Genomic DNA, 18850 nt, shown 5'->3' on the forward strand with positions numbered 1-18850 from the left:
GACGCTTTCCACAATTTTGTCCCGCCTGTCATTATAGTCGCCTTGGGTCCGACAAATTTCGGTATCAAGGGCTTTTCCGTCGGTCGCGATGCGGCATGTCGCAAGGCTTTTGTGTGGGCTTTGCCGGTTAAACTGCGGCGGCGGGGTGCCGTGCGGACCGATTTGGCCTATGATCCGTGCGCATGCCGCTCGGCAATAGCGGATGGTACGCGGGTAACAGGTTGCGTTTGAAGGTGTTTTTGTGATCGATCCTTATGTTTTGCTTGGCGTGGAGCGCGATGCCGACGAGGCGGCGATCAAGTCGGCCTATCGGAAGGTTGCCAAGGCGGCCCATCCCGACAGCGGCGGCGATACCGACCAATTCGCACGCCTGCAAACGGCTTACGAGCTTTTGAAGGATCCGGTGCGCCGCAGGGTGTTCGACGATACCGGTTACGATCCGCAGCTTGCCGACGCCAAGGACCTGAAGGGGCTGCTGATGCTGGAAACGCTTGTCAACGAATTCATTCTGGACGAGCGCGAACCCGGCAGTTTTGACCCGGTGGCCGCCATGCGCCGCAAGCTGACCGACGATATTCTGAAAAGCCGGTTTCATATTCTCGAGCTCGAACGGCACCGCACGCGGGTTCGCAAACATATGGATCGGCTGGGCAGGAAGCCGGAGACGGACGTGCTGAGTTCCATGCTGCGCGCCCGCAGCCAATCCATCGCCGAAGCCATCCGCAATGCGGAAGCCCAGATCGAGGCGATCGAGCAGGCCTATACCATGCTGGAAGGTTACTCCTACGAGCTGGAGAGCATATCGCTTTCCGAACCGTTGCTGAAAGGCGAGGCGGCGGAGTAGCCGTTTTTGCTTAGGTTCTCAGGGACCGTTGACCAGCGCCAGAATAAGCTGGTGCACGCGGCCGCCGGGGGAAAGCTCGTCGCGGTCGAAATCGCGACCGCGCTGGCGCTGCTCGTTGGAAAGCTCGCCCAGTCGCTGCTGCAGAACCACACGGACCTGCTGGCATTTCGGATCGTTTTCTGCCCTTAAACCAGTGCTGAAGGCTTCGATCTTCCGCACCATGTCGAGGATGTGTTCGCCATGCACGCGCTCATGGGTTTCCACGCCGGAAATGAAGGTCTTCCAGCTGGCGGCGACAGCAGGCGGCAATCTGGCCGGCGCTTTCGGCCAGGTATAGATGATGGTGAGATTGGGCCGTGCCGTGGCCAGCACGCAGGCGCCATCCGGCTGCGGACGATAATCCCGCCGCCATGTCAGCTTGAAGGTGGTGTGGGCGATGGCCTGCACGCCCGCGGTCGGGCCGCGCTCGCCGATGGACTGATAAAGCGTCTCGCCCGTATCACCGCTGATGGCATAGGTCTTTATCTGCTCGGCGGGTTTCCAGCCGGTCGATTGCGCTGAAAGCGGAAGGGCGCTCAGCAGCAGCATGGCGGCGCTGGCGGCGATGGAAGAGGGGGTGTTGGCGGGCACGCATCGATCCTTGTGTTACGCACCGAAGATAGGCGAGAGGCTGGCTGCAAGGCAAGGGTCGTGAAAGGCATGTCGCCTGGGCATTTCACACACGAAAAACCCCCGCGACGGATCGCGGGGGCAAGCTTGCGACCGAAGGGGAGATCAATCGTCCAGCTTGTCGTAGTCGAGCTTGGGCGCGTTTTGCAGCGCTTCCTTGTTGGTGTCGACAAAGGCCTTCCAGGTGCCGTTGTCGTTGTGGACCGCGACGGAGGAGGGGTCGAGCACCACATAGCTCTTGTCGATGCCGAGGAAGCCGCCAACGCTGGCGACAAGGCCGATCACCGATTTGCCATCGCCGATGACGACATCCTCGATCTCGCCGATATTTTCGTTCTGGGCGTTATAGATATCCAGACCGTCGAGCTGGGAGGCGGTGAGATCGGTTTTCTGGACATTGACGAACTTCAGCGGGCCGTTGGCCTTGGTGCCCATGGTGATGCCCGGACCCGACAAAGCGGCATCGGCGCCGGCAGCAGGAGCGGTGGTTGCGGTCTGGGCATATGCCACGGAAGAGGAGAACGCTGCTGCGGCAGCGAGGGTGATGATATTGATTTTCATGATGTTTCTTCCCTTTTTATGCTGAACGTTGCGTTCGGGAAAGAAACGATGACAGATGGATTTGGTTCCCCGTGGGATGACGCGAAAATTTGGTCTATGCTGGCATCGGGAGCGCTGGTGCGGTGAAATCGGGAGGACGTTATGGCAAGAAACACGGTGAGCAAGGATGCGGAAGAGACCGCGCCATCGGTTCTCATTGACCGTAAAATTGCGGAACTTGGCGACTGGCGGGGCGATATGCTCGCCCGCATCCGGGCGCTGATCAGGAAGGCCGATCCTGACGTAACGGAAGAGGTGAAATGGCGCGGCGTGCCCGTCTGGGAGCATGCCGGCATCCTCTGCACCGGCGAAACCTACAAGAACGCGGTGAAGATGACATTTGCCAAGGGCGCGTCGCTGGACGACCCGGCGGGCCTGTTCAATGCCAGCCTGGAGGGCAATACGAGGCGGGCCATCGACTTTCGCGAGGGGGATGCGGTGGATGAGGATGCGCTGGTGGCGCTTGTTCGGGCGGCGGTGGCGTTGAATGTGACGGGCAAGGCCGGGAAGAAGCGGGCCGGGGGCTAGGCTGAATCATCCGGGCGGATGCCTCAATCCTTCGCGACGTCCGTTTCCTTGTCCCATTCGCTGTCGATAAACTTCAGCGCGTCGATGATCGATACTTTCCACACCGACCAGACGTGATCGCCGTCTGTCACCCGCAATTCGGATTTGCGACTGTCGGCCTGAAGCGTTTCGTGCAGGGCGATGGCGCCGCGCCAGAGGAAGAAGCCGTCATCGTCGCCGACCGTCAGATAGGTGGCGGGCAAGTCCTGGTTTTCGGCAACATGTTGCGCGACGAGAGTGAAGACGTTCTTTTCGTTGAAAAGTCTTGCATCGAAGGGTATGCCGAAAGCGCCGGAGAAATGATCGCCGGTTGAGGGCAGAACGATGCCGCTGGTAACGGTGTTGCGGTCGACGCGATGAAAAAAGGCGCTGTCCTGAATGAGCTTGAGTTCGGCGGGTGTCTTGTCGAGATCGGAGGTCGGCACGTTCTGCCAGATCGCGCCGGACAGGCTGGCGACCGCGCCATAGAGACCCTCGTGGCTATATGCTAGATGCAACGCGCCGAAACCACCCATGGAGAGGCCGGCGATGGCGCGGCCTTCACGGTCTTTCCGCACCGGCAGCGTTTTTTCCACCTGATGGCGCAAATCGCCGGTCAAGGCCGTCTCGTAGTCGCCGGGACCGCCAACGGCAGCGGAATCCACGTACCAGCTATTTTTGACACCGGGCATGACGACCACCAGCGGGCGAATGGCTCCTGCCTCGATAAGTGTATCCAGCGTCTTTTCGATATTGCCCAAATCCCGCCAGCTGTTCTGGTCGCCATCATGGCCGTGCAGGAGATAAAGCACCGGCCAGCCGTTTTCCGGCGGCGTGCCATCCGGGCGGTAGATATTGACGGGAAGCGGTGCGTTCAGGGCGGCACTGTGGAACGTGGCATCTTCGATCTGTCCGGCAAAGGTTGGGGTACAGGAGAGGAAAAGGCACAAGGTCACCAGATTTTTGCGATGCATGTCGTGTCTCCGTGCTGCTGGCGCTTTACCGGCAGGGCCGATCTATTCTCGACCTATATCAAGCCTGCGGCAAACGGGGACTACATTCCCTGTCCATAGATGCGGATATGGTGAAGGTGTTTGGAGCGCCTCAGGTTGCTGCGCGGATCAACCGCTGCGAAAGCTAGCGGCTGTTGCCGGAGCGCGTTATTGCCCCGGCCGTCCAGTCTTCCCCTTCGTCCGGCTTTTACGCTTCTGCTCACCGGGGTCCTCATAAGACCCCGCGCCGATCTTGCCGCGCACAAGCGGTCTCGGATCGTCCTTGGCGCGTTCGGGCTGGCTTTCCGGCAGCGGTGAGAAATGCTTGCCGGGTTCTTCCGGCTTGCCGGGAACGTCGCCGCGCACCGGTTTTTCCGTGCGGCCAACGGTCATCTCGTCCAGCGTGTTCCTGCGGAACAGCGGCTTGCCCGCGTCCGCGCCGGGACCCATTTCATCCAGTGAAGGTTTGGCGAAGAGGGATTTTTCGTTTGCGGTAGCGGCACCCCCCTCTGTTCTGCCGGACACCTCCCCCTCAAGGGGGGAGACCGACCCGCGGCGGGCGCTCGTACTGCTTTTCTTGGCTTTTCCGCCGCCTTCGATGGCGCGTGCTTCTTCTTTCGCCATGGGGTCGTCCATCGTGGCGAGTTCGGCGGCCTTGAGGCGTTTGATCTCGTCGCGCAGGCGGGCGGCCTTTTCGAAATCGAGGTCGGCTGCGGCATCGCGCATGGATTTTTCCAGCGCGTTGAGATGGGACTGGAGATTGTTGCCGACCAGATGGCCGCCATCGGCGAAGCCCTTGCCGGAAGCGCCTGATATATCGGCCCTTACGTGATCCCGCTCATAAACTGAATCAAGGATATCGGAGATCTTCGCCTTGACCGATTCCGGCGTGATGCCGTGTTCGGTGTTATAGGCCATCTGCTTCTCGCGGCGGCGGGAGGTTTCCTCCATTGCCCGCTTCATCGAGCCGGTGATGTTGTCGGCATAGAGGATGACCTTGCCGTCGACGTTACGGGCGGCGCGGCCGATGGTCTGGATCAGCGAGGTTTCCGAACGCAGGAAGCCTTCCTTGTCGGCATCGAGGATCGCCACGAAACCACATTCGGGGATATCGAGGCCTTCGCGCAGAAGGTTGATACCGACAAGCACGTCGAAAGCGCCAAGGCGCAGATCGCGGATGATCTCGATGCGTTCCAGCGTGTCGATATCCGAATGCATATAGCGCACGCGAACGCCCTGTTCGTGCAGATATTCGGTCAGGTCCTCGGCCATGCGTTTCGTCAGCACGGTGCAGAGCGTGCGATAGCCCTTGGCGGCGGTCTCGCGGATTTCGCCGAGAACGTCGTCCACCTGGCTGCGGGCGGAGCGCACCTCCACCGGCGGATCGATGAGGCCTGTCGGGCGGATGACCTGTTCGGCAAAGACGCCGCCAGCCTGTTCCATTTCCCACGAGCCGGGGGTGGCCGAAACCGCCACCGTCAGCGGCCGCATCGCATCCCATTCCTCGAAGCGCAGCGGCCGGTTGTCCATGCAGGAGGGCAGGCGGAAGCCATATTCGGCCAGCGTCGCCTTGCGCCTGAAGTCGCCGCGATACATGCCGCCAATCTGGCTGACTGAGACGTGGCTTTCGTCGATGAACAGCAGCGCGTTGTCGGGGATGTACTCGAACAGCGTCGGCGGCGGCTCGCCGGGATTGCGGCCGGTGAGATAACGCGAATAGTTCTCGATGCCGGCGCATGAGCCGGTCGCTTCCAGCATCTCGATATCGTAGCGGGTGCGCTGCTCAAGCCGCTGGGCTTCGAGCAGGCGTCCGGCCTTTTCCAGTTCGGCGAGGCGGACCTTCAGCTCTTCCTTGATCGACTTGATCGCACCGTTCAGCGTCGGGCGCGGGGTGACATAGTGCGAATTGGCGTAAATCTTGACGGATTGCAGGTCGCCGGTTTTCTGGCCCGTCAGCGGGTCGAATTCGGTGATGGAATCGATCTCGTCGCCGAACATCGAGATGCGCCAAGCGGCATCCTCAAGGTGGGCGGGGAAAATTTCGATGGTGTCGCCGCGCACGCGGAACGAACCGCGCTGGAAATCCATGTCGCGCCGCTTGTATTGCTGGGCCACGAGATCGGCCAGAAGCTGGCGCTGGTCCAGCCGGTCGCCGACTTGCATCTGGAAGGTCATGGCCGTGTAGGTCTCGACCGAGCCGATACCGTAGATGCAGGAAACCGAGGCGACGATGATGCAGTCGTCGCGTTCCAGCAGCGAGCGGGTGGCGGAGTGGCGCATCCGGTCGATCTGTTCGTTGATCGAGGACTCTTTCTCGATGAAGGTATCGGAGCGCGGCACATAGGCTTCCGGCTGGTAATAATCGTAGTAGGAGACGAAATATTCCACCGCATTGTCGGGGAAGAAGTTCTTGAATTCGGAATAGAGCTGCGCGGCCAGTGTCTTGTTGGGCGCGAGGATGACGGCCGGGCGCTGTGTCGCCTCGATCACCTTGGCCATGGTGAAGGTCTTACCGGAGCCGGTGACGCCGAGCAGCACCTGGCTGCGCTCGCCGGAATTGATGCCTTCCACGAGGTCGGCAATCGCGGTGGGCTGGTCGCCGGCGGGCTGGTATTCCGAGGTCATGCGGATGGTAACGCCGCCTTCGGATTTCGGCGGACGGGCGGGCCGGTGCGGCGTCCACATCTTGCCGTCCTTGAACAGCGGATTGCCGCTTTCGATCAGCGCCGATAGTGCCTCGACGGTGGCGGTGACGGCGCCCGGTGCGAGGTTGGCAGCCTCCTCCAGAGAAACGTCCATGCCTGCCACAGGGTTGAGACCGGCGGCGGCGCGGATTTTCGGATCGTTGGAGGCACCGATCGACACGCCACGCGCGGTTTTGGACGCGGTGGTGTTCTTGGCCGTTTTGTTGGCCGCTTTTTCCGCTTCCTTACGGGCCTCGATCTCGATCTTCTTGCGATGCTTGCCAGCTTTGGAGGCGACTTCGCGCTGGGTTTCCACCGAGCCGGCTTCGGCTTCCGCCTCCAACTGCTTTACCCAGTCGGCGACGCTGCCGCTGAGCGGTGCGCCTTCGAACGACGATTGCGGAGCTTCCTCGAAGCCGGAATTCGCGGGTTTGGAATTTTTAGGTGATCTTGCCATGCGCGAAATATGGAGGGAGTCACGCGCAAAGGGAAGGGGAGGCGACGAAAAAATGAGTACAAAAAGGCAACGAAGCGCCGAGAACAAAATTCGGCCTGATACGTCGCCTAGCGCCCGAATGTTGTCTCATGGAAACCTGTTCCGTTTCAAGCAGCGGTAAGCTAAAGCAATTCAGGCGGGCGGAATGACGATTTCGTTTTCAGGCTGCCTTTTATGACATCCCTCCCTTCATCCTCCAGGATCCACCATGCCGTTCTCGATCAGCCCCGCCCACATCTGGCCTGTCCTGATGCTCGTTCTTTCCAATGTTTTCATGACCTTTGCCTGGTATGGGCATCTCAAGCACAAGGGCAGTGCGCTCTTTCTGGCGATCGTCGCAAGCTGGGGTATCGCCTTCTTCGAATACGTTCTCGCCGTGCCCGCAAACCGCATGGGATCGGAGGTCTATTCGACGGTGCAGCTCAAGACCATTCAGGAAGTCATAACGCTCGCGGTCTTTGCGCTGTTCTCGGTGTTCTGGCTGAAGGAAAGCATCACGTTCAACCATGTGATCGGTTTTGCGCTGATTGCGTTCGGCGCGTCGTTCATCTTCCGGTCCTGATCGCTGCGGCCAAGGGGAACGGGTGTTACGATCCCGTTCCGCTGCCGGCATAGTCCAGCCGCGCCGTGCAAATGCGGATGTGGTTCTCGTCGGCCCATTGTACCAGCAAATGCATCGGCACCAGAAACGAGCGGCCGAGATTGGTCAGTTCGTATTCCACGCGCGGCGGCACCTGCGCAAAGAGCGTGCGGCGAATGAAACCGTCTTCCTCCAGCCGTTTCAGCGTGCGCGACAACATCTGCTTGGAAATATCGTCGATCTTGCGGTTCAGTTCGTTGAAACGCAACACGCCGCCCTGAAGCGCTTCCAGAACCAGCAGGCTCCATTGATCGCCGATGCGATCCAGCACGTCGCGGATGGGACAGGGCTGCTCGAAGGCGAAGATTTCCTTGGTTTGCGTATCCGGCATTTTCCTCGCCCTTTCCATTTTCTCAACCCGTCAGGTCATCGCCATGTGACCTGATCAGCGGCGGCTGACTTCTTGCGGTGGGGGTTGCGATACCATAGCTTTCGTCAGCGGTCTATTATCTAGACCAATAACGACGCCGACAAAGGAAGAAGCTATGGCCAAAATCGCGCTCATCGGAGCCTCCGGCAATGCCGGATCCCGTATTCTGAAGGAGCTTTCCGACCGGGGGCACAAGGTGACGGCGATCGCCCGCAATCCCGAAAAAATCGCCAACCTGCCGAATGTCGTGGCAAAACAGGGCGATGTTTTCGATCAGGCGGGGCTTTCGAAACTGCTTGAAGGTCACGATGCCGTGATCAGTTCGGTGCACTTCACCGCCAGCGATCCTGTCACGCTGATCGAGGCCGTGCGCGCCTCCGGCGTTCCCCGTTATCTCGTGGTGGGTGGCGCCGGAAGCCTTGAAATCGCGCCGGGCCAGCGCGTGGTCGACCTGCCGGATTTCCCCGCCGCCTACAAGGCCGAGGCAACCAAGGGCGCGGAGTTTCTGGATCTGCTGAAACAGGAAAAGCAACTCGACTGGACCTTCCTGTCGCCATCCGCCGAATTCGTGCCGGGGGAAAGAACCGGAAAATTCCGCCTCGGCAAGGATGGCCTTCTCGGCAACGACCAAGGCAGCCGCATCTCCTTCGAAGATTATGCCATCGCGCTTGTCGATGAAATCGAGAAGCCGCAGCATTCCCGCCAGCGTTTCACCGTCGGTTACTGAGAGGTTGCACCCATGAATTTCCTAACACGTCGTCTCGCCATCACCGCTCTTGCCCTCGCGCCCGCTCTGGTGGCCGCGCCGGTTCTGGCGGAAACCGCAAAACGCGATCTGGCCCAGGAAGAGGCCAATCGCAAGCTGGTGATCGAGTTTTACGATACCGTCTTCAACAAGCACGAGGTAGCAAAGGGCGCCGCCGTGATCGTTGACAGCTACAAGCAGCACAATCCCAGGGTGCCGGACGGCAAGGCGCCGTTCGTCGATTACTTCACCGGCTTCTTCAAGGATAATCCGCAGTCGAAAGCGCGGATCGTGCGCAGCGCCACGGATGGCGATCTGGTCTATCTGCATATTCATTCGACGGAAAAAGACGGTGATCGCGGCAGGGCCATCGTCGATATCTTCCGGGTCACCGACGGCAAGATAACCGAACATTGGGACGTGATCCAAGCCGTTCCGGAGACGGCTGCGAACAACAATACGATGTTCTGACGCAGCCTCTCGTCGCATTGCCGATAGCGAGGGTAACAGCCGGGATATTTCTCCCGGCTGTTACCGTTTTTAGAGCATGCGTCGCCTCTGGCGGTGCTGCACGATGAGATCCAGCGCCAGCATTGCCAGCAGGCTCGCGCCCACCAGCGGGAAAATGATGCCGCCGATGGCGAGCAAAGCGAGCAGGCCGCGCAAAACGCGTTTTTCCTGCGGCAATGGCGGTATGCCGAGCGAGCCTTTCGGACGGCGCTTCCACCACATGATGCCGGCAGAAACGGCGAGCAGGACAATGCCGAAACAGGCCGCCAGCAGCACGATCTGGTTGGCAAGGCCGAACTGTTGCCCCAGATGCACGTTGATGCCCCATTCCAGCGCCTTGCCGAGCGGACCGTAATCTGCGTAGCTCATATCGATCAGCGGTTCGCCGCTATATTGATCGAGGTGGATGACGCGCTGTTTCGTGAGATCGTCGGGATAGGCGGAGCCGCTGTAGACGCCCGACGATTTGGTGGGCAGGGCGATGGCATAACCGGCGGCAAGGCCCAGGGCGTCGAAACGCGCAATGGCGGCATCGATCCCGATCGGCTGGCTGCTGGTGGAAGCAATGGATTCCGGGATTTTCACCTGTTCCAGTGACCAGCTGGTCTTGGCTATGTGATTGAGGTGGTCGTCCGACATCGGAACATCGGTGCGCACGCCCGCCGGATATCCGAAATTGCTGCCGTTCGCCCATTCATTGACCTTCCCGCCCCAAACACCCGACCAGGGCATGCCGGTAACAGCCAGGAAGACGATGAAAAAGCCGACGAAAATTCCGGTGACGGCATGGGTATCGCGCCAGAACACCCGCTTTTTTGGCGTGCCACGCACGGTGACGACACCGCCGGTCTGTTTTCGCGGCCACCAGAGATAAATGCCGGTGGCGACGAGGAGGATGGACCAGCCGGCGGCGATCTCGATCAGATAGCGGGCATAGGTGCCGAAATATTTCAGGCTGTGGAGGTAGCGGATCGTCCACATGACGGTGCCGCGATCCGGCAGGGAACCGGCAACCTGCGCCGTATAGGTATTGACGTAAACGGCGCGTTTTCCATCCGCCGTATTGACGGTGATTTCCGTCGAAGCGCCCGGATCGGAGGGTGTCGTATATTTGACTGCGGTGCCGGGAACGGCCGCAACCGCCGCCGCCACGATATCGGAGGGCAGTGCTTTTGGCGCGTTCTGCACCACCTCTGTGCGCTTCAGGTCCGAATGGATGAGACTGTCGAATTCGTCCCGGAAGAGATAGAGCGCGCCGGTGACGGCGAGCGATATCAAGAATGGCAGGACGAAGAGACCGGCGTAGAAATGCCAGCGCCACACGGCGCGGTAAAGGTTTACGGACGAGGAATGCGCAGGCGCGCGCTCGCCCTCGAAAGAGGTCGTAACGGACATGGATGTCTCCGCGAGAAAGTCGATTTCCCGGCAGGGCCGGACAGCTGCTTACATTTGCGGAGTGGAAGGCGGCGCGCGTGGGCGCGATTCGAGATTGGGTGGCGATGGTGGCGAGGCCGCGTCGCGATCCAGAAAGACGATTTCGACTGGGGGAACGATACTGTCTGCCCGTTCGACGGGGCTGACCGGAAGAGCGGCGATGGTGGTCGAGGCGAGACGGCAGAGCGTGCCGCAGCAACTGTCGGCGGTCTTCTCCGCCGGATTTTGGGCCGGGTTCTGTTTGCCGGAGCCGCCTTCAGGCATATGGCTGGAGCAGATGATCTCATCAGCTGCAAGCGCGGCCATCGCCATGTTGCCGCTTGCCAGGCCATTGGCGAGGCCCTGCAGGAGAAAAAGCAGAACCGCCAGCGTGGCGATGGCGCCAGCCGAACTCCTGTCCTGCATTATCCTGCGAATGAATCCCATGCGAGCGGAATGTCATATTTTCCGCGAAATGTCACCGCGACACAATGACGAGAGGTGGGGACAACAGGCGGGCAGGCGTTCTTCAGGTCAGCAGGTCGTAGGTGCGGAAAATCCAGGCGATCTGGTAAACCAGCGCGAACACCACGAGCAACTTGTGAAAACGGCGATTGCTGATGAAGGCTGCCAGCGTGAACAGAATGACGTAAATAGCGGTGCGGATGAGATATTCGGCGCCCAGTGAGGAGAGATAAGCCTGCCCCTTCAGCAGCGTATCGCCGATATCGGTGACGAAAAGTGCGGCCAGGAAGGCGAAGAACCAGCTTTTGCGGGAAAAGAAATAGTCTTCGTATCCCTTGTATTCCTTCATCTCTGTCGGAAACAGCAGCACGCACAGGAAATAGAACAGCGAGCAGAACAGGATGAGGAACAGGAACGCGCCGAAACCGAGGATGTGGCCGGTGGCGGAAAGCCGATGTTCCCACCACCAGAAATGCACCAGCATCAGAAACAGGAACGCCACCCAGCCGAGATGCAGGGGATAGATGTGTTCCTTCTTCGGGTGCTGGACGAAACCGGCAAGGCCGGTCAGCAGGCGTGCGAGGCTGAGGCCGACCACCATGCCCATGACGGCGCGGATATGCGAATAGGCTTCCGCGGCGTTGACTGCGGCCTCCATCGCACCTACTCCGCCGAAGGAATGGGCGTCGGTTGCCCGTTTTCGTCCATCGCCACCATGATGAAGGTGCCGGCGGTGACCTTTTCCAGCTTGTCGTAACGCGACCGCTGCGCCCAGGCCTCTACCGTCAGCGTGATGGAGGTACGGCCGAGACGGGCGATATCGGTATAGATGGATAGCGTGTCGCCGATCTTCACCGGCAGTTCGAAAGCCATTTCCTTGACCGCCGCCGTGACCACGCGACAGCGGGACCGTTCCGCCGCACGAATGCCGCTGGCCAAATCCATCTGGGACATGACCCAGCCGCCGAAAATATCACCGGCCGGATTTGCGTCGGCCGGCATGGCGAGCGTCCGCAGCGTCAGTTCGCCGGTCGGTTTAATGGGCAGGTCGGTCATGTCGAGATTTGCTCCTTGCGAATGATAAAGCACAGCATGCGTTGTGCTTTGCTATTTCGCAAGGAAAGGTAAGCGTCAGGACGACGCTTTGCCCAGAAATTGCTGCGTTGCATAAAGGGCGATGGCCGCCGCATTCGATACGTTGAGCGATTTGATCTCGCCCGGCATGTCGAGACGGGCAAGCGCCGAGACGGTTTCGCGGGTCTTCTGGCGCAATCCCTTGCCTTCGGCTCCCAGCACCAGCGCTATCTTTGCGCCGCTGAAGGTCTGCTCGATGGGGGCGGGGCCTTCCGAATCCAGGCCGACCGAGAAGAAGCCGAGCTTGTGCAGCTCGCCCAGCGTATCGGCCAGATTGGTGATCTGGATATAAGGGATGAGTTCCAGCGCGCCGGATGCGGATTTCGCCAGCACGCCGGATTCCGTCGGGCTATGGCGGATGGTGGTGATGACGGCGCCGGCATTGAAGGCGACCGCTGAGCGCATGATGGCGCCGACATTATGCGGATCGGTGATCTGATCGAGCACGAGGATCAGCGGGCTTTTCTTCAATGCGTCGAGCTTCTTGACCGGCAGCGGCCTGGTTTCCAGCATCACGCCCTGATGGATCGCCTCGGGGCCGAGCACCTTGTCGATATCCTGCGGCGAAACCATCTCGACCGGGAAGGGCTGGGCGTCCGCCTCGCCGATATCCAGGCGCGCAAGGGCATTCTGGGTGACGGAGAGCTTGATGAGCTGCCGTTCGGGATTGGAAAGCGCCGCACGCACGGTATGCAGGCCGTAAAGATGCACCTGATCCGGCGCAAGCTGTGGCGGCTTCCAGTCGTCCGCGCTGCGGTTCCGGCGCTTCTGCGGCTGCGGGGTTGGAATTTCGCCCCTCTCGCGTTTGGCGTCGCGCACGGCACGGCGCAGGGTGGCATAGTGCGTGTCGCGGGTGGATTTGTCGTTGGGATCGTCTTTGCTCATGGCGCCTTATATCTCCGGGAAGAGGCGTATACCAGCCCCCGCGATAATCCACAGGGCTGTAAAGATGTTTGAATTTTTTCCCGAAAATTCGTGAAACGGCGTGTTGACAGAAACGAACGAGGCCGTCATATACGCGCCACAGACGACGCAACGGCGCTTTGCCGGAGAGAAATCTGAAGAGCTTGGTCGCTCGATCCTAGCAGATAGCTGGAGGGATGCCCGAGTGGTTAAAGGGGACGGACTGTAAATCCGTTGGCTACGCCTACGTTGGTTCAAATCCAACTCCCTCCACCATTCTGCGCAGGATCGAAATCACCACCGCGGGTATAGCTCAATGGTAGAGCAGCAGCCTTCCAAGCTGAATACGCGGGTTCGATTCCCGCTACCCGCTCCAGCGATTTTTCCAACAAGATCAATGACGTCCAACATACGTTGATTTTTTCAGCGTCGTTTTCCCTATGCGCAAAAGCGTGCAGTGCGTTGATCTGCGCGCTCTACTTTATCCATGCGCGCGGCATTTCTGAGCAAGTGCCAAGCTTTGCACTCAGGCGCCGTGGCAGCGCCTCCCATTGTTTGCGATTGAGGTCGGGAGCGGCACGTGGTTCCATGCCGGGTGCGTAGCTGATTCCTCCCCGTCGATACCCAATTGTGATCCGAGAGGCCCATGTCGATTTCAGATACGATATTCCGCCCTTTCGAGACGCTGATACGGCCGCTCGATATTCCCTTCCGCCCGCTGCCGTCGAAAGGCCCGGTCGCGGTGCTGCTGCATTTCATTTCGATGTTTCGCGGCGTTCTCATCGCTCTTGCCTTGTCGTCCATGGTTGTGGAAGCCATCAATCTGTCGATCATCTGGGGATTGTCCGTCATCGTCGATGGTGTGACGGCGCAGGGAGCGGCGGCTTTTCTGCGCAATGAATGGCTGCTGCTCACAATCCTCGGCGTGCTGATCTTCCCGATCATGCCGATCGCGTCGTTCCTTTTCAATACGTTGAACTCGCATACACTCGGCATCGCAATGCCGGTTGCCATCCAGTGGCAGGGTCACAAGGCGGTGGAGCGGCAGGACCTCGCGTTTTTCCATGAGCTTTACGCCGGGCAGGTGGCCTCGCGCCTCTCGCAGGTGTCGTCGGCCGTGCAGCAGCAGATCATCAACGCATTCCAGCTCGGACCGCGCTTTCTGCTGCAAATGGTCGGTTCGCTCGTTCTGCTCTGGACTTTGTCCTGGCAACTCGCGCTGCCGGTGTTGATCTGGATCGTGCTCAACGTCGTTCTCGCCGTCAAACTGGCGCCTGTCTTCACGGAGCGGTCGCGGCGGTCGGCAAAGCAGCGAAGCCTCGTCTCCGGTGCGATCACCGATCTCTACAGCAATATGCAGATGATCAAGCAGTTCGCGGCCGAAGACAGCGAGGCGGGAGCGATCCGTCGTATCCTGAACAAGTCGGTCCACACCCAGCATAGGGAACAACGGGTCTATCGCATGTCCGAACTGGTCGTCGTTGCGCTCAATATGGCGCTGTGGCTGGCGATCCTGTCGGTCGGTTTTTCCGGTCTGGTGAAGGGCTTCATTACGGTCGGGGAATTTGTCGGCGCCGTCTATATTCTGCAACGGCTGTCGGGGCACACATTTACCTTCCTGCAGATGGGCCAGCAGATCTTTCAGGCGATAGGCACGATCAAGGACGCCATGCCTGTCATGACGACGCCGCCGACCATTACCGACAGGGCGGATGCCACAGAGCTGACCGTTTCGCGTGGAGAAATACACTTCGGCAATATCCGCTTCGCCTATAAATCCGGCAAACCGGTGGTCGATGATCTGTCGCTCGTCGTTCGGGCCGGGGAGAAGGTCGGGCTTGTGGGATTGTCGGGTGCCGGAAAGACGACGCTGGTCAACCTGCTCCTGCGTTTTTACGACATTCAGGATGGCGCCATTCGTATCGACGATCAGGATATTCGCGATGTCACGCAGGCAAGCCTGCGCCGCAATATCGGAGTGATTGCCCAGGATGTCGCGTTGCTGCACCGCTCGGTGGGCGACAATATCCGCTATGGGCGGCCGGAGGCGGCGCAGGATGAGATAGAGCAGGCGTCGAAAGTGGCGAAGGCCGACGCCTTCATTGCCGATCTGGCCGACAGCGAGGGGCGAACGGGATATGAGGCTTTTGTCGGAGATCGCGGTATCAAGCTCTCAGGCGGACAACGCCAGCGTGTCGCCATTGCCCGTGTGTTGTTGAAAGACGCTCCCATCCTCATTCTGGACGAGGCGACGTCCGCCTTGGACAGCGAATCCGAGGCGGCCATTCAGGACAAGCTCAATCTGGTGATGGAGGGCAAGACGGTGATCGCGATCGCGCATCGCCTTTCCACGATTGCCAGAATGGACCGGATCATCGTGCTGGACCACGGCCGAATTATCGAAGAAGGACGACCGGAAGAACTGATCGAACAGGGCGGATTGTTCGCCCGGCTCTGGAAACGCCAGACCGGGGGCTTTATTCCGGAGGACGAGTGATCGGGTAAATATTTTCATCGGTGTTGCGGGTAAAGCTTCAGGCGCCGTATGTTGCAATGCGTTCAAACCCTTGGTCCTTGCTGCACTGCTCGTTGACAAGCGGAAAGCCCGGTCGGATAGTCTGCCGGCAATTATGCAAACGGGAGTCTTCAATGATTAACAGGGTTGTAATTCTCTCATCTTTAGCGCTGCTCGCATCGGCGGCGTTTGTCTCCCCCGCAGCCGCACTCACCATGAAAGAGTGCAGCGTGAAGTACCAGGCGGCGAAAACCGACGGGTCCGCGAAAGATGTCAAATGGAACGACTATCGCGCCAAGTTCTGTGGCAGCGACGCTGCGGCTGAAGATGCTGCCGACGACAAGCAAGTCGCGGCTACAACCGACAAGGAACCCGCAAAAGCGACGGTAAGAGCCCCGAAGGGCGTCGCTTTTCCGAGTGCAGTCGATAAGAAATATTCAAGCGAGACCCCTGGAAAGGCCCGCCTGAAGACCTGCGTCGACTCCTATCACAAAAACAAGAATGACGGCACGCTCGGCGATCTGAAATGGATCCAGAAGGGTGGCGGCTATTGGAGCCTGTGCAACACGGCGCTGAAGAGCTGATACGGATCGGGGCGGCGGCTGATCGCCGTTGCCCCGACATCCTCGTGTCGTCCGCAACGGCTTCGAAAGGCGCGATGCGCTGATTCGGGCGGCTGGTGCCTGTTTCGTTACGTCCAGGGAAGGACGTGAGGCGTTTCCGTGCCCTCCGCAAATTCTGCAGGGTCAATCCTGCCGGCAAGGGCGGGATCTGTATTTTACAATTTTTGGGGCATTGTCAGGACAGGTTGCGGGCCTTGGATCAATCGCGGTGCGATGTGGAGCGGGGGCCGTGATGAATGCGCGTTCCCGTCTATCGGCGTTGTTTTGCCATGTCAGGCAACCCCGTTTTCGGGTGGGTGAAATCTGCGAATGGTTTGCGATTCAGCATCTTGATAGAAAGAGTTGATCTTGCGGTTTGATCCGCATCCAGCAATCAAACGGTTACGGCTGTTCCATAACGGCCGGTCGGCAATGTGGGCGGATGACCAGACGATTTCGAAACTACCTCACCGTACTGGTCATATCATTGCTGATGTGGGGGATGATTCTCGGCGTCGTTTATTGGCTGTTTCGATAGGTGCCGCAGCGGCCTCCGGATCGGATTAAAGTGCCGCAGACGTATATCAGGTGCAGCCCTGAAGGAGCGGCGGCAGGGCGGTTTTAGAACCTTGCCATGCCGCCGGTCAGCGTTGGATTGTGCGCTTGACGCGTTCAGCCAAGAACGAGCGCCGCAAAAAGCGCCAGCAGGATGAGGGAGCTTGTAACAGCGCCCAGTTTCATCCGGCGAAGGCGGCGGGTACGACCGCCGCTCCAGTCGTAAGCCATTGGCGGCTTTACCTTTCTTTTTATTATTATGACTTATGGACTAGCTCCCTAGGCTTGCCCGTGGCTGACCTCAATTGCCAAAACCCATGGGCGAAAAATCACGATTTCCTTGTCTTATCCGAATGTTGCAGCGGTTACGGCGGCCGATTCTCCATGGCTGATCCCGCTCGCCGGAAGCGGTTTTCGAGGCGGTGAAAACATGGTTGCGGTGCTGCTCGGGCGAGGGGCCTAGACACCCGTATGTCACGAAAAAAGCCCGGAAACCTGCGTTTCCGGGCTTTTCGTGAAGGTGTAGCGACAGGCGGTTTCAGCCCAGATAGGCTCTGACGTAAGGCAGGACCTCGATCACGCCATGGTAAAGCATGTTGAGCGCCACATAGATGATGACCATCAGGCCGAGATAGGAAATCCAGCGATAGCGGTGCAGCAGCTTGGCGACGTAATTGGCGGCAAGGCCCATGAGGGCGATCGAAACGACGAGGCCGATTATCAGCACCGTTACATGATCCTGCGCGGCGCCGGCGACGGCCAGGACGTTATCCAGCGACATGGAAACGTCGGCAATGACGATCTGGGTCGCGGCCTGAAAGAAGGTCTTGTGACCCTTGGTGAGGTCAGCCTCTTCGTCCGTCACCTCGTCTTCCATGGAGCCTGCGGCATCGCGCAGTTCGGACCACATTTTCCAGCATACCCAGGCGAGTAGAAGCCCACCGAACAGTTGCAGGCCGACGATGGAAAGAAGCTGGACGGTGACGGCGGCGAAACCGATACGCAATACGGTCGCGGCGATGATGCCGACCAGGATCGCCTTGCGGCGAAGATGCGCGGGAAGACCGGCGGCGGCAAGGCCGATGACGATGGCGTTGTCGCCCGCAAGAACAAGATCGATCGCGATGACTTGCATGAATGCCGTGAAGCCGGCGGCTGTGAAAATTTCCATGGAACGGTCCTGAAACGGAATGAGAGGTCGCGCGGGAGAACGCGGCTGATCAATATGTGACGTGAGGTGATGCGCCGGGCGCATCGTTCCGCTCGCCCGTCTCCCCCCGGCGATGAAATTTCCTTAAGCCATGATGCCGGTCGAGGTAAAGAAGTTGTGATAAAGAAAAGCTTGTCAAGCGATCCGATTGTGCGAAGAGGGATGCAGAATGGGGTTCTGCCGGCCTGCTCCTCCGTCCGCGCCGCCGGCAGGCTGAACCGGCTTTGAATATTGCAAAGAAAGCACCATATGTGCGCCTTGGGGCGCGCTGCGGACGCGCGCGAAGGCGCTTTGACAATTAAGTCTTGCGCATTCGCTTACAAAGCCTTAAACGGCGACACCAAACCGGTCCGCCCGGGGAAACTACTTCACGTTCACAGGAAGCAATTCACATGGCAAAGAGCAAGTTTGAGCGCAATAAGCCGCACGTCAACATTGGCACGATCGGTCACGTCGACCACGGCAAGACGTCGCTGACTGCTGCGATCACGAAGTACTTCGGCGAATACAAGGCGTATGACCAGATCGACGCTGCGCCGGAAGAAAAGGCGCGCGGCATCACCATTTCGACGGCACACGTCGAATATGAGACGCCTGCTCGCCACTATGCCCACGTTGACTGCCCCGGCCACGCCGATTACGTCAAGAACATGATCACCGGTGCAGCGCAGATGGACGGCGCGATCCTGGTTTGCTCGGCCGCCGACGGTCCGATGCCGCAGACCCGCGAGCACATCCTGCTGGCCCGTCAGGTCGGCGTTCCGGCCATCGTGGTGTTCCTCAACAAGGTCGACCAGGTCGATGACGCCGAGTTGCTCGAACTCGTCGAACTCGAGGTTCGCGAGTTGCTGTCGTCCTACGACTTCCCGGGCGACGATATCCCGATCGTCAAGGGTTCGGCGCTTGCCGCTCTTGAAGATTCGGACAAGAAGATCGGTGAAGACGCGATCCGCGAGC

At 59.6% G+C, this 18850-nt stretch carries 19 protein-coding genes and 2 tRNA genes; 10 read left to right on the top strand and 11 right to left on the bottom strand.

The features are described 5' to 3' along the window. The first annotated feature begins 241 nt into the window (after positions 1-241). Positions 242-844 (top strand): J domain-containing protein, encoded by a 603-nt coding sequence (locus RS75_RS20405; protein ID WP_045023863.1) that lies wholly within the window; start codon positions 242-244, stop codon positions 842-844. Positions 845-862: 18 nt separating this feature from the next. On the opposite strand, the gene RS75_RS20410 is transcribed toward RS75_RS20405, so the two are convergent. Both RS75_RS20410 and RS75_RS20415 read right to left on the bottom strand, forming a co-directional pair. Continuing rightward, entirely contained in the window at positions 863-1432 is a 570-nt protein-coding gene (locus RS75_RS20410) for a DUF922 domain-containing Zn-dependent protease (RefSeq protein ID WP_407691585.1), read from the bottom strand. A 186-nt stretch (positions 1433-1618) separates the two neighbouring features. Further along, entirely contained in the window at positions 1619-2074 is a 456-nt protein-coding gene (locus RS75_RS20415) for a PRC-barrel domain-containing protein (protein ID WP_045023867.1), read from the bottom strand. Positions 2075-2215: 141 nt separating this feature from the next. Between RS75_RS20415 and RS75_RS20420 the strand changes: the two genes are divergently transcribed. Continuing rightward, on the top strand, positions 2216-2641 hold the full coding sequence (locus RS75_RS20420; protein ID WP_045023868.1) for a DUF1801 domain-containing protein: 426 nt from the start codon (positions 2216-2218) through the stop codon (positions 2639-2641). Positions 2642-2664: 23 nt separating this feature from the next. Here the strand turns inward: RS75_RS20420 and RS75_RS20425 are convergent, their stop codons facing one another. After that, complete coding sequence (locus tag RS75_RS20425) at positions 2665-3633, bottom strand: alpha/beta hydrolase (RefSeq protein ID WP_045023869.1); 969 nt, start codon at positions 3631-3633, stop codon at positions 2665-2667. Between the two features lie 186 nt (positions 3634-3819). Continuing rightward, positions 3820-6792 carry an excinuclease ABC subunit UvrB gene (gene uvrB, locus RS75_RS20430; RefSeq protein WP_045023917.1) on the bottom strand — a complete coding sequence of 991 codons (2973 nt, stop codon included), beginning with the start codon at positions 6790-6792 and terminating at the stop codon, positions 3820-3822. Between the two features lie 247 nt (positions 6793-7039). Here uvrB and RS75_RS20435 point away from each other — a divergent pair, with 247 nt between their 5' ends. Next, positions 7040-7393: a DMT family protein gene (locus RS75_RS20435; protein ID WP_045023870.1), complete on the top strand. Its 354-nt coding sequence runs from the start codon at positions 7040-7042 to the stop codon at positions 7391-7393. Between the two features lie 25 nt (positions 7394-7418). On the opposite strand, the gene RS75_RS20440 is transcribed toward RS75_RS20435, so the two are convergent. After that, positions 7419-7802 carry a winged helix-turn-helix transcriptional regulator gene (locus RS75_RS20440; RefSeq protein WP_045023872.1) on the bottom strand — a complete coding sequence of 128 codons (384 nt, stop codon included), beginning with the start codon at positions 7800-7802 and terminating at the stop codon, positions 7419-7421. A 154-nt stretch (positions 7803-7956) separates the two neighbouring features. Here RS75_RS20440 and RS75_RS20445 point away from each other — a divergent pair, with 154 nt between their 5' ends. Together RS75_RS20445 and RS75_RS20450 are read left to right on the top strand one after the other, a co-directional pair. Next, positions 7957-8568 (top strand): NAD(P)-dependent oxidoreductase, encoded by a 612-nt coding sequence (locus RS75_RS20445; protein WP_045023874.1) that lies wholly within the window; start codon positions 7957-7959, stop codon positions 8566-8568. 12 nt (positions 8569-8580) lie between these two features. Then, on the top strand, positions 8581-9057 hold the full coding sequence (locus RS75_RS20450) for a nuclear transport factor 2 family protein (protein WP_045023876.1): 477 nt from the start codon (positions 8581-8583) through the stop codon (positions 9055-9057). 69 nt (positions 9058-9126) lie between these two features. Here RS75_RS20450 and RS75_RS20455 read toward each other — a convergent pair whose 3' ends face one another. From RS75_RS20455 to rlmB, 5 genes are all read right to left on the bottom strand, one after another. Further along, entirely contained in the window at positions 9127-10491 is a 1365-nt protein-coding gene (locus RS75_RS20455; RefSeq protein WP_045023878.1) for a PepSY-associated TM helix domain-containing protein, read from the bottom strand. A gap of 48 nt (positions 10492-10539) precedes the next feature. Continuing rightward, the gene (locus tag RS75_RS20460; RefSeq protein ID WP_045023880.1) at positions 10540-10956 is read right to left on the bottom strand and encodes a DUF2946 family protein; all 417 of its coding nucleotides are present in this window, start codon (positions 10954-10956) and stop codon (positions 10540-10542) included. An 82-nt stretch (positions 10957-11038) separates the two neighbouring features. Beyond that, the gene (locus RS75_RS20465) at positions 11039-11632 is read right to left on the bottom strand and encodes a hypothetical protein (RefSeq protein WP_045023881.1); all 594 of its coding nucleotides are present in this window, start codon (positions 11630-11632) and stop codon (positions 11039-11041) included. 5 nt (positions 11633-11637) lie between these two features. Continuing rightward, positions 11638-12030, bottom strand: coding sequence for an acyl-CoA thioesterase (locus tag RS75_RS20470; RefSeq protein WP_045023883.1), 393 nt, complete (start codon positions 12028-12030; stop codon positions 11638-11640). Positions 12031-12105: 75 nt separating this feature from the next. Next, the gene (gene rlmB, locus RS75_RS20475) at positions 12106-12993 is read right to left on the bottom strand and encodes a 23S rRNA (guanosine(2251)-2'-O)-methyltransferase RlmB (protein WP_045023885.1); all 888 of its coding nucleotides are present in this window, start codon (positions 12991-12993) and stop codon (positions 12106-12108) included. A gap of 209 nt (positions 12994-13202) precedes the next feature. Between rlmB and RS75_RS20480 the strand changes: the two genes are divergently transcribed. From RS75_RS20480 to RS75_RS20495, 4 genes are all read left to right on the top strand, one after another. Continuing rightward, positions 13203-13287, top strand: a tRNA-Tyr gene (locus RS75_RS20480). A gap of 26 nt (positions 13288-13313) precedes the next feature. After that, a tRNA-Gly gene (locus RS75_RS20485) sits at positions 13314-13387 on the top strand. Between the two features lie 270 nt (positions 13388-13657). Further along, on the top strand, positions 13658-15508 hold the full coding sequence (locus RS75_RS20490) for an ABC transporter ATP-binding protein (RefSeq protein WP_045023887.1): 1851 nt from the start codon (positions 13658-13660) through the stop codon (positions 15506-15508). A gap of 152 nt (positions 15509-15660) precedes the next feature. Further along, positions 15661-16110 carry a hypothetical protein gene (locus RS75_RS20495; RefSeq protein ID WP_045023888.1) on the top strand — a complete coding sequence of 150 codons (450 nt, stop codon included), beginning with the start codon at positions 15661-15663 and terminating at the stop codon, positions 16108-16110. Between the two features lie 1111 nt (positions 16111-17221). Here the strand turns inward: RS75_RS20495 and RS75_RS20500 are convergent. Beyond that, complete coding sequence (locus RS75_RS20500; RefSeq protein ID WP_045023890.1) at positions 17222-17854, bottom strand: TerC family protein; 633 nt, start codon at positions 17852-17854, stop codon at positions 17222-17224. Positions 17855-18285: 431 nt separating this feature from the next. Here RS75_RS20500 and RS75_RS20505 point away from each other — a divergent pair. Next, the coding region (locus tag RS75_RS20505; protein WP_045023892.1) for a GTP-binding protein at positions 18286-18850 on the top strand (565 nt) is incomplete at its 3' end.

The organism is Rhizobium nepotum 39/7 (assembly GCF_000949865.1).
GTDB lineage: Bacteria > Pseudomonadota > Alphaproteobacteria > Rhizobiales > Rhizobiaceae > Agrobacterium > Agrobacterium nepotum.

Coding starts and splice junctions, on each gene's coding strand:
- RS75_RS20495 (WP_045023888.1), top strand. CDS start 15,661: ATGATTAACAGGGTTGTAATTCTCTCATCTTTAGCGCTGCTCGCATCG.
- RS75_RS20455 (WP_045023878.1), bottom strand. CDS start 10,491: ATGTCCGTTACGACCTCTTTCGAGGGCGAGCGCGCGCCTGCGCATTCC.
- RS75_RS20420 (WP_045023868.1), top strand. CDS start 2,216: ATGGCAAGAAACACGGTGAGCAAGGATGCGGAAGAGACCGCGCCATCG.
- RS75_RS20460 (WP_045023880.1), bottom strand. CDS start 10,956: ATGGGATTCATTCGCAGGATAATGCAGGACAGGAGTTCGGCTGGCGCC.
- RS75_RS20490 (WP_045023887.1), top strand. CDS start 13,658: ATGTCGATTTCAGATACGATATTCCGCCCTTTCGAGACGCTGATACGG.
- rlmB (WP_045023885.1), bottom strand. CDS start 12,993: ATGAGCAAAGACGATCCCAACGACAAATCCACCCGCGACACGCACTAT.
- RS75_RS20470 (WP_045023883.1), bottom strand. CDS start 12,030: ATGACCGACCTGCCCATTAAACCGACCGGCGAACTGACGCTGCGGACG.
- RS75_RS20415 (WP_045023867.1), bottom strand. CDS start 2,074: ATGAAAATCAATATCATCACCCTCGCTGCCGCAGCAGCGTTCTCCTCT.
- RS75_RS20435 (WP_045023870.1), top strand. CDS start 7,040: ATGCCGTTCTCGATCAGCCCCGCCCACATCTGGCCTGTCCTGATGCTC.
- uvrB (WP_045023917.1), bottom strand. CDS start 6,792: ATGGCAAGATCACCTAAAAATTCCAAACCCGCGAATTCCGGCTTCGAG.
- RS75_RS20500 (WP_045023890.1), bottom strand. CDS start 17,854: ATGGAAATTTTCACAGCCGCCGGCTTCACGGCATTCATGCAAGTCATC.
- RS75_RS20465 (WP_045023881.1), bottom strand. CDS start 11,632: ATGGAGGCCGCAGTCAACGCCGCGGAAGCCTATTCGCATATCCGCGCC.
- RS75_RS20450 (WP_045023876.1), top strand. CDS start 8,581: ATGAATTTCCTAACACGTCGTCTCGCCATCACCGCTCTTGCCCTCGCG.
- RS75_RS20410 (WP_407691585.1), bottom strand. CDS start 1,432: ATGCTGCTGCTGAGCGCCCTTCCGCTTTCAGCGCAATCGACCGGCTGG.
- RS75_RS20445 (WP_045023874.1), top strand. CDS start 7,957: ATGGCCAAAATCGCGCTCATCGGAGCCTCCGGCAATGCCGGATCCCGT.
- RS75_RS20425 (WP_045023869.1), bottom strand. CDS start 3,633: ATGCATCGCAAAAATCTGGTGACCTTGTGCCTTTTCCTCTCCTGTACC.
- RS75_RS20440 (WP_045023872.1), bottom strand. CDS start 7,802: ATGCCGGATACGCAAACCAAGGAAATCTTCGCCTTCGAGCAGCCCTGT.